The sequence below is a fragment of the uncultured Clostridium sp. genome (assembly GCF_937920395.1).
In the GTDB taxonomy this organism is placed as follows: Bacteria; Bacillota; Clostridia; order Clostridiales; family Clostridiaceae; genus Clostridium_AD.
In genome coordinates this window covers 1-8,978 of sequence record NZ_CALEVF010000331.1, presented here as the reverse complement: position 1 = coordinate 8,978, position 8,978 = coordinate 1, and the positions used below count along the sequence as shown (strand labels likewise).

At 33.1% G+C, this 8,978-nt stretch carries 9 protein-coding genes and 1 riboswitch; all 9 genes read right to left on the bottom strand.

Annotated features, from left to right (window positions below; genetic code table 11):
• Nucleotides 1-301: 301 nt before the first annotated feature.
• The 9 genes from cobJ to Q0649_RS20210 all read right to left on the bottom strand — a co-directional run bounded on the left by cobJ (nt 302) and on the right by Q0649_RS20210 (nt 8,718).
• Nucleotides 302-1,018: a precorrin-3B C(17)-methyltransferase gene (cobJ, locus tag Q0649_RS20250; RefSeq protein ID WP_298846112.1), complete on the bottom strand. Its 717-nt coding sequence runs from the start codon at nt 1,016-1,018 to the stop codon at nt 302-304.
• Nucleotides 1,019-1,038: 20 nt separating this feature from the next.
• Nucleotides 1,039-1,800, bottom strand: a complete 762-nt coding sequence (gene cobM / locus Q0649_RS20245) for a precorrin-4 C(11)-methyltransferase (protein ID WP_298846109.1) — start codon at nt 1,798-1,800, stop codon at nt 1,039-1,041.
• A 58-nt stretch (nt 1,801-1,858) separates the two neighbouring features.
• Complete coding sequence (locus Q0649_RS20240) at nt 1,859-2,524, bottom strand: cobalt-factor II C(20)-methyltransferase (RefSeq protein WP_298846106.1); 666 nt, start codon at nt 2,522-2,524, stop codon at nt 1,859-1,861.
• 98 nt (nt 2,525-2,622) lie between these two features.
• Nucleotides 2,623-3,228 (bottom strand): precorrin-6y C5,15-methyltransferase (decarboxylating) subunit CbiE, encoded by a 606-nt coding sequence (cbiE, locus tag Q0649_RS20235; protein WP_298846103.1) that lies wholly within the window; start codon nt 3,226-3,228, stop codon nt 2,623-2,625.
• A 106-nt stretch (nt 3,229-3,334) separates the two neighbouring features.
• Nucleotides 3,335-4,420 carry a cobalt-precorrin-5B (C(1))-methyltransferase CbiD gene (gene cbiD, locus Q0649_RS20230; RefSeq protein ID WP_298846100.1) on the bottom strand — a complete coding sequence of 362 codons (1,086 nt, stop codon included), beginning with the start codon at nt 4,418-4,420 and terminating at the stop codon, nt 3,335-3,337.
• A gap of 69 nt (nt 4,421-4,489) precedes the next feature.
• A complete protein-coding gene (locus tag Q0649_RS20225) occupies nt 4,490-5,116 on the bottom strand; it encodes a precorrin-8X methylmutase (protein ID WP_298846097.1) in 627 nt (208 codons plus the stop codon).
• Nucleotides 5,117-5,258: 142 nt separating this feature from the next.
• On the bottom strand, nt 5,259-6,614 hold the full coding sequence (locus tag Q0649_RS20220) for a cobyrinate a,c-diamide synthase (protein ID WP_298846094.1): 1,356 nt from the start codon (nt 6,612-6,614) through the stop codon (nt 5,259-5,261).
• An 87-nt stretch (nt 6,615-6,701) separates the two neighbouring features.
• Complete coding sequence (locus Q0649_RS20215) at nt 6,702-7,820, bottom strand: histidinol-phosphate transaminase (protein ID WP_298846090.1); 1,119 nt, start codon at nt 7,818-7,820, stop codon at nt 6,702-6,704.
• A gap of 64 nt (nt 7,821-7,884) precedes the next feature.
• Complete coding sequence (locus Q0649_RS20210) at nt 7,885-8,718, bottom strand: sirohydrochlorin cobaltochelatase (protein WP_298846087.1); 834 nt, start codon at nt 8,716-8,718, stop codon at nt 7,885-7,887.
• A 159-nt stretch (nt 8,719-8,877) separates the two neighbouring features.
• Nucleotides 8,878-8,978: riboswitch (cobalamin riboswitch) on the bottom strand. This riboswitch is flagged as partial in the annotation.

Genomic DNA, 8,978 nt, shown 5'->3' with positions numbered 1-8,978 from the left:
AGAATATTTTTTCCTTCTGAAGTACCTACAATTAAACCTATCATCATCATTCACTCCTGTCCACCTTAATAATGTTCCTGGGAAAATAGTTGGTTGTGAAATAAAAGAGAAAATGATGGGGACGGTTAACAACTAAAGAATATTTATGATACCTAAAAACACGATAAAACAGTTGATTGAATCACGATTAAAAGCGGGGACAGTTAATAACTTTCCCCTGTTTTTATTATGATAAAAGTCTATTAGTTGCTAACTGTCCCTCAATCTTCCCTCGACTTCACCCCCACCCTTTTGCGTTATTCTAAACTTTATATCCTCTTGGTGTTATAAATTTACCATCTTTTACGTAACTTTGGCTGTTACCAATTATAACAATTGACATCATGTCAACTATATTCTCGTCAAAAGTGTCTAGTGTTGATATACTTACTTCTTGTCCCTCTCTAAGCGCATTTTTAACTACAGCTATTGGAGTGTTTCCATCTCTGTACATTTTTATTATGTTTATACATTCTCTTAAATAATGAGGTCTGCCCTTACTTTTAGGATTATATAATGATATAACAAAATCACCTTCTGCGGCTAAATTTACTCTTTGTTGAATTAATTCATAAGGAGTCATTAGATCACTTAAACTTATGTTGCAGTTATCATGCATTAACGGTGCACCAAGTACTGATGCAGCAGCAGATGATGCAGTAACCCCTGGAATAATTTCAACTTCCTCATCAAGCCTAAGCTGAAGAATTAGTCCTGCCATTCCATAAATCCCAGAATCTCCGGTACTTACTACGCTGACTATCTTGTCATGACTAAGCTCTAATGCTTTTTTGCATCTCTCTTCCTCCCCCTTCATGCCTGTTGAAAATATTTCTTTGCCAGCAAGTAATGGTTTTATCATATCTATATATTTATTATAACCTACAACTATATCACTTTCTTTAATAGCGTCCATTGCTCGTATTGTCATATGCGAAAGTCCGCCCGGTCCTATTCCAATTACATATAATTTCCCCAATTTAACTTCTCCTTCACTATCTATTTTTTTCCTTCACGAAACATATGTGTAAAGGTCTTATCATACAAAAGACTCTTCTCATATTCACAATCTATGAAATCGCCCACAAGAATTTGAGCACACTTTGTTATTTTAGCTTCCTTAACTTTCTCTGCTATATCATCTAAAGTTCCAATAATAGCCCTTTCATCCGCCCATGTAGCTCTCTCAATAACTGCTATTGGAACGTTTCTACCGTAACCTGCCTTAAGTTTTGCAACAACTTTATCAATCATACTTATAGATAAGAAAATGGCCATCGATGCACCAATTGATGCAAGTTTTTCTAGATCTTCAGTCTCTGGCACTGGAGTTCTGCCCTCAACTCTTGTAAGTATAAGCGTTTGGGTTACACTTGGTAGCGTAAATTCTTTTTTGATAACAGCCGCCGCAGCCGAGAAGGAACTTACCCCTGGGACAATAGAATAATCTATATTCAACTTATCTAACTCATCCATCTGTTCTTTTATTGCTCCATATATAGCTGGGTCGCCAGTATGAAGTCTTACCACATTTTTATTCTCATTATGTGCTTTTTTCATAACCTCAATAACATCCTCAAGAGTCATTGAAGCAGAATTATGAACTACAACATCTTTTTTACAAAATGTGATATGCTCAGCACTTACAAGTGACCCCGCATAAATAACCACATCTGTCTCAGATAATATATTTCTTCCCTTCACTGTAATTAAATCCACATCACCTGGTCCTGCTCCAATAAAATAAACCATTAACTTCACCTATCCTTTATTATTGTTGAATTAGTTGTTACCTGTCCCTACCTTATTCTGTCTTGACTCACTCTTTTTTCGCGATTATTAAGCTCATATATTCTTTATTTTTTAATATATCTTCTCGACATCGAAGGACTTCTTGTCCTTCTCTACCAGCTCTTTTAATATATACATAAGTATAGCCTTTTGATTCTAGACAATCTAAAACTTTTTCTTCGATTTTATAAACCTTCATAATTACTAGAAATTTTTCATCTTTTATAGTATCAAGCCTAGTTGCTGGAAGTATTAAAAGCGGTTCATTGCCAATAACTAAATACTCATTGGCAATGCTTGCGCAAGCACAAAATGAAGTTATACCAGGAACCGTCTCAACTTCATATCCACTTTCCTTTATGTAATTCAATAAATATATATACGTGCTATATACAAATGGATCACCTATTGTTAGAAAGGCCACATCTTTACCAGATTTCAATTTCTCTTCAATAGACTTAAATGCTTCATAAATCTTTTCTTCCTGCTCTGCTCCACCCATAGGAAAATGTTTAACCAGCACTTCTGAATCCTTGCTAATATATTCCTCTGCTATTTCATGAGCTATACTTTTTCCACCATTCATAGCACTTGGAACTACTATAACATCACATTTACCGATAGTTTTTATTGCCTTTATCGTAAGTAGTTCCTTGTCTCCAGGTCCTACCCCTACCCCATATAATTTCGCCATTTATACCCCTCCATCTTTAGTAAAATAGTCTCTACCCATGCCCTTTTACTAACACATTAATTATAAGTCATTATTTTAATATATTATCATGTAGATATTTAATTTATATTTTCTATAACAACCACACTAAGATCGTCAAAAACCATATCCTTAATTTCTAAAACTGTGCCTTTTACAATTTTTTCATCCACATATGATAATTCCATACCAACATATATGGTCGCTGTTATATTATTATCAAAAAGTTTTCTACACAAAGCTTGCGGTGAATTACTTTTATCGGTAAGCCACACAGATATTTCACGATTACTCACAATTTCTATAAAATCTTCTTGCCTTCCATGCATACTACCTAGATGAGCATTTTGCCACGGTTTTTTAAGCTTACACATTAAATATTGAAAAGAACTTATACCAGGTACTATTTCTATTTCACCTTTAAAGTTATTATTTATATAGTTTACTATACCATAAAAACATGGATCACCTGATGCTATTATTGCGATATTTTTATCAATGTTTTCTGTTATATAATGCATAATAGCCTTTAATGTTTTAACTACTATCTTTTTAACATTAGTTTTAGGTATACTCGCCGTAGCTCTTTCAAACCCTATAATCACATCCACTTTTTCCATAGTTTCTACTGCCAAAGGAATAATATATTTTGGGCTTCCAGGCCCAATGCCAACTATATAAACCATATTTTCTGCAACCTTTCACTATTTATTCACCTATTAGTTGTTAACTGTCCCTACTTATTTGGTTGATTATCTGTTTAATTCCTTGTTCATTAGGTCTTAACCGTCCCTAATTATCTTCCCTAGTGTCACACAGAATTCCTTTATTCATAGAAAACATAATAACTTCTGCAGGTATTGTTTCGTATGTATACTGAAATAACTTTTTCTTTACTTTATTTGCAATATTTTTATATATTTCGTTGTAATCATCCTCTAATAGCTTTATTGCACCCTCAGTAGTTTTTTCTTTATAAACATTAGTTACAATATCAGTAGGCGCCCCTATTAAGGCTAATTCTAGTGCTATTACTTCAAGCCTCACATCACATACTCTGCTATGAGTTTGAAAACATCCCGCCGCTATTTTGCATGCTTTTCCTATATGCCCTATAAGAAGAATGTTTTCTATATGTTTTTCCATGCAACTATTTAAAGCAAATCCTATATAGTTTGAAACCATTACTATGTTATCAGATTTAAGCCCTATTTTTGCAGCCATATCTTCTCCCATATTCCCAAAAACTAAGGTAAGATTCTTATGACCAGCGGCTACCTTTTGAGATATCTCTATATTAATAGATTCTGTAAGGGCTTCTTGTGACATTGGTGTAACAATGCCTGTTGTTCCTAGAATTGATATACCACCCTCAATTCCTAATCTTGGATTAAATGTTTTTTTGGCTACCTCTTCCCCCTCAGGAACAAATATAGTAATTGTAATACCGGCATCTTTAGGTAGAACTTCCTTTACTTCCTTTTCTATCATTTTTCTAGGTACTGGATTTATCGCCCATTCACCTTTAGCTACGTATAATCCTTCTCCTCTAACTATTCCAACGCCTTTTCCACCTTTTAAGGTATATCCTGGTTCTGATTTTTCAGCCCTTGACCAGATTTCCATGCCATGAGTTGCATCTGGATCATCTCCACCATCCTTTATAATGCAGCACTCAACAAAGTTTTCCCCTTTTACTACCTTACATATAGGAAGCAACAGTTCTATGCCCTTTGGGGTGTCTATCCTTATCTCATCTATATCAGAATTGTAAAACAGTATTTGTGTAGCTGCCTTTGCAGCCCCTGCAGCACAAGATCCAGTTGTATATCCACATCTAAGTTTTTTTCCATTAAAATTAACATATAAATCAAGCAATGTTTACACCCCCTGATAAGGTTGTTATTTATTTTAAATACCTAATAATTATGAAAACCTAGCTACGTACTAACTCCTATCTACAATCATATACATTAATGCGTTTAATATAGATGCAGCCACTGTGCTTCCGCCTTTTCTTCCCCTTACAACAATCATTGAAAGGTCTAATTTTTCGATTTCTATTTTAGATTCAGCAGCTCCAACAAAGCCAATAGGTGCAGCTAGTATAAATTTAGCATTACATTTCCCTTCCTCAATTAGTTCTTTTAATCTAAATAAAGCTGTAGGTGCATTGCCAAATATAAAGAATTCAACCCCGTCATCTACTGCCTTCTCAACCGCTGCCATAGAACGCGTTATATGACGTGCTTTAGCTATTTCAGCCACCTTTTCATCACTAACATAACATAGTGCATTGCAATTCAAGTCTTTAAGAGCTTTTTTATTTATACCTGCAAGTGCCATTTTTGTATCAGTATATATAGTTACTCCTTTTTTAAGCAACTCTACAGCTGTGTCTATTGCCCCATCTCGAATATATAATATATTCATATATTCAAAATCTGCTGTTGTATGTATTACTCTTTTTACTATTGAAAGCTCTCTAGGCGAATATTCATGTTCCCCCATCTCTGATCCAATAATTTCAAAACTTCTCTTTTCTATATCCATAGGAATTTTTATGTAATCCATATTTTAATCTCCTTTTGTTTTAATATAAATGAGTGACTTAAGTGACTTAAGTCGGGGACGGTTAAGAACTAATTGACTTATCCCACCTATAAATAGGTGTAAATAGTTGGGGACAGTTAACAACTAATCTGACCTAATTCCCCTATTTAAAAATCTTTCTAAACCATAACAGGTTTCCAAAAAAATGCACATGTCCATAAACAGCTAAAGTGTTTTTCTTAACATATCCACATAACCAACTTTTCTTGCTTCCATCATAAACCTCTTTAGAAAGCTTAAAGACCTTTTCTTCTTGTAAATCAACAAAAGATTTATGAAACTCATGACAATTTATACTCATGTCTTTAGGTAAAACAGTATTTTCTATCTCCACCTTAATTTTCGCATATCCAAAATTCTGAAGTCTTGTGGTTAATGTATAATATCCATCAAAAAATCCAACAGCTTTATGTGTTATTTGTTCTTCACCTAAAGTTTTTTCACCCTGCGATCCTTCGCTTAGAGGTTTTTCCCCTAAAGTAAGGTACATTAATCCTCCACATTCGGCGTAACAGTGCAAACCATTATCTAAAGCCTTTTTAATACTATGAAGCATAGATGTATTCCTTGCTAATTCCTTTTTAAATACCTCGGGGTACCCCCCACCTAAATAAAGAAAATCAATGTTGCTAGGTAGCTTCTTATCACTAAGTGGACTAAAGTATAGAAGTTCTCCGAGTTCCTCAAGAAGTTCTAAGTTTTCTTTATAATAAAAACTAAAGGCTTTGTCATAGGCAACAGCTATTCTTTTCCCATTATTTTCAACGTGAAAATCATCTACATATTTCTTGCTTTCTTTAAATTGTTCCAATAATAAATCCATATCCAAATGTTTCTCTAATAATTTTGCACATACTTCAATTTTTTCCTCAAGGTCCTCTATTTCGCTACTTTGAATTAACCCCAAATGTCTACTTTGCAAAGATAATTTCTCATCTTTTGGAAGATAACCTAAAACCTTTATATTACAGTTTTTATCAATAGCTGATTTAAGCAGTTTATAATAACTCTCAGTTATATTGTTTAATATTATCCCACATATATCCGCATCTTTAAAATTAACTATTCCATTAATTTCTGCGCAAAATGTTGCTACCTGAGCTTTCGGAGACAATACAAGTATAATAGGTAAGTCTAAAACCTTAGACACATGATACGTAGAATATGCTGTATCTATGCCTTTGCCATCATATAATCCCATTACGCCTTCAACTACTGCTAAATCACCACTCCCTCTAGTAAAACTAGCCTTAACTCCAGCTTCGCCCATAAGATATAAATCTAAATTTCTTGAATCTTGTCCAGTTATTTTCGAATGAAATGCTGAATCTATATAATCAGGTCCTACTTTATAACCCTGCACCTTAAAGCCCCTATTTTTTAAAGCTTTCATAATTCCAAGGGTTACCGTGGTTTTGCCCCCACCACTTGCATTGGATGCTATAACTATACTCCTCATTTATAACCACTTCCTTTTATGGACTATCAATTAAAATCAATTAGTTGTTAACCGTCCCTTAAGTTTTGATCCACCCCTTAAGTTCAATTAATTGTTAACCGTCCCTAACATTTTGACTTTCAATTCTAATTCTTTTAAACACTGAATCATTTTTTCATTTCTAACATTATCCTTAATTGCGAGCCTTATAAACTGTTTGTCGAGTCCCCTAAAATTGTCTGCTTTTCTTATAACAAACCCTTGATCTAAACATAGTTTATAAAATTCATCTGAATCTATTCCTTTTAATTTGCACAATACAAAATTACCGTAGGTTAAAAACACCTTATCTAAAAAGAAAATATTATTTAACGCTTTTAGAAAAATAGGTCTTTCATCTTTTATCCATTGTTTACTTTTTTCAATATACCTATAATCCTTTAGAACATTAATTGCTGCAACTTCAGCAAAACAATTTATATTCCAAGGGTTTTGTTTGTCTTTAATTCTTTTTATTAATTCAGCATTACTACTTACTCCATATCCAAATCTTATGCCAGGCATCGCGAAAAATTTAGTTAAAGCCCTTATTATAAATAAACATTTGTAAGTTTTAACACTCTGTACAAAACTATGCTTATCATCGCCTGTAAATTCTATAAAAGCCTCGTCAATTATTATAACTTTATTATTACTCTCACAATAATGAAGAATCTTTATAAACTTAGCTTTATCAATGATATTACCATTAGGATTATTAGGATTAGCTAGGATTAACCCTTCTACATTTCGTAATTTATTAAAAATATCTTCATAATCATATGAGAGCTGCACATATTTATGCTTTAACAAAACAGTGCCACTAAAATCCTCCTTCAAGTGTGAATATTCTATATTGCAAGCCCATTTTTTAGCGTCAATTTCATACTCTACAAAGGAAGGTACTACAATTAGTAAACTTCTAAGGCAAGATATAACTAAATCAATTATCTCAGCTGCTCCATTTCCTAAAACAAAATATTCTTCTGGACACCTAACGTATTTGCCTAATGCCCCTAACACATTCCTATATTGAATATCTGGATATCTAGTTAATGCATCAATTCCATCACTAATATTATCAATGAAGCTTTTAGGAACGCCAAGCGGATTTATATTAGAACTATAATCTATTAATTCTCTTCCCTCAAGTAACCCATTAGTATAAATATCTCCACCATGTATCATCGAACACCCTCCTTTCTTCTGGTCCCCCTACACTTGCAATTTTATCTACAAATAACATAAGACTCTAAATACCTTTATGTGTTTTTCCAACATTTTTAAAATTTTCATTAATTACATCATTAATGTGCTGTATATAAATATCTTGAACATCTACATTTTCTCCAAGCCCATGTAGATATATTCTTACTTTAAATCCCTCTGCCTCTAAAATATTTTTCCATGACTCTTCCTTTTCGCCAACCATATCATTCCTAACATGATCTCCTGCAACTAAGAGCATTGGCATTAGAATAACTTCCTTAGTCCCATTTGCTATAACATTTGGTATTACTCTATCCAAAGTTGGGTATCCTTCAACTGTTGCTACATGAGCATTATTAAACCCTCTGTCCCTTAAAACACTTTCGAAGCAGCAATATACTGCATTCGCAATATGATTTGTACCATGGCCCATTAAAATTACTGTGTCATCTTTTGGTAATTGCTTTGATAAAGCATCAACCATTATTGTATAATCATCTGGCACGCCAGCCTGTTCTCCCTTAAAACATATAAGGGGTCTTCCTACCAAAATATTATCAAAAACATTACTTTCCTTATATTTATTAACTACATTATTTACATAATCAAATTCCGCTCCCGGAATAACATGCAAAGGTTGAATAATTACCTCATTATAACCTTCATTTTTAAGTTTTTCTAAAGCTTCCTCTGGTGTATCTATATAAATATTATCTCTATTTTTAAGAACCTTAAGAATAATATGCGAAGTAAACGCTCTTCTTATATCGTAATCAACAAAGGTATTCTTTATTTTATCTTCTATTACATCAATAGTCACTTTTCTTGTATCTTCATATGTTGTTCCAAAACTTACAACTAAAATTGCCTTCTTCATTGTTTTATTCCACCTTATCATGTATTTTTCGGAATGTTAAACTCTATTTGCTCCTAATATCTTTTCAAAAAACAAAAAGTAGTTCACTTAAGATAGCGACTACTTTTTAATTAATTCGTAATAAATTAACTGCATTAAAAAGTTCTTTCCCTCCGAAAGCTTTGTTAACATCATTTAGGCAGGTCTCCTGGCTTTTGATTTCTCAATTACAGTAGCGGGGGCTGCTGTGGATTTAAACCACATTCCCTTTTCACCTAATA

Excerpts from the sequence above, each read along its gene's own strand:
- Q0649_RS20240 (WP_298846106.1), bottom strand. The coding sequence starts at position 2,524 with ATGGCGAAATTATATGGGGTAGGGGTAGGACCTGGAGACAAGGAACTA.
- cbiE (WP_298846103.1), bottom strand. The coding sequence starts at position 3,228 with ATGGTTTATATAGTTGGCATTGGGCCTGGAAGCCCAAAATATATTATT.
- Q0649_RS20225 (WP_298846097.1), bottom strand. The coding sequence starts at position 5,116 with ATGGATTACATAAAAATTCCTATGGATATAGAAAAGAGAAGTTTTGAA.
- Q0649_RS20220 (WP_298846094.1), bottom strand. The coding sequence starts at position 6,614 with ATGAGGAGTATAGTTATAGCATCCAATGCAAGTGGTGGGGGCAAAACC.
- Q0649_RS20215 (WP_298846090.1), bottom strand. The coding sequence starts at position 7,820 with ATGATACATGGTGGAGATATTTATACTAATGGGTTACTTGAGGGAAGA.
- Q0649_RS20210 (WP_298846087.1), bottom strand. The coding sequence starts at position 8,718 with ATGAAGAAGGCAATTTTAGTTGTAAGTTTTGGAACAACATATGAAGAT.